1 protein-coding gene is annotated in these 611 nt (G+C 62.7%); it reads right to left on the minus strand.

The features are described from left to right. The coding region (locus tag A6U86_RS27725) for an efflux RND transporter permease subunit (protein WP_198929102.1) at positions 1–611 on the minus strand (611 nt) is incomplete at both ends.

Here is a 611-nt window from a genome sequence, read left to right on the forward strand (position 1 = left end):
CCCTTGAAGATTCGGCGCACGGAGACGAAGAGCAGCGGGATGAAGAAGACGCCGAGGACGGTGGCGGAGATCATGCCGCCCATGACGCCGATGCCGATCGAGTTCTGGCTGCCCGATCCCGCCCCATTGGCGATCGCCAGCGGCAGAACGCCGAGGATGAAGGCAAGCGACGTCATCAGGATCGGCCGCAGGCGCTGTCTTGCCGCTTCAAGCGTCGCATCGATCAGCCCCTTGCCCTGGTTCTGCTGCTCGATGGCGAATTCGACGATCAGGATGGCGTTCTTGGCCGCTAGCCCGATGGTCGTCAGCAGACCCACCTTGAAGTAGACGTCGTTCGACTGTCCGAAGATGGTTGCGGCCAGGAGTGCGCCGAAGATGCCGATCGGCACCGACAGCATGACGGCGAGCGGGATCGACCAGCTTTCGTAGAGGGCTGCGAGCGCCAGGAACACCACCAGGATGGAGATGGCATAGAGCTGGGTTGCCTGGTTGCCGGAGAGCTTTTCCTGGGCCGACAGGCTGGTCCATTCATGGCTGAAGCCGGGTGGCAGCGTCGCCATGATCTTGTCGATCTCGTTCATGGCGTCACCTGACGAGACACCCGGTGCTGC

Origin of the sequence: Rhizobium sp. AC27/96 (genome assembly GCF_001692325.1) — a bacterium.
In the GTDB taxonomy this organism is placed as follows: domain Bacteria; phylum Pseudomonadota; class Alphaproteobacteria; order Rhizobiales; family Rhizobiaceae; genus Rhizobium.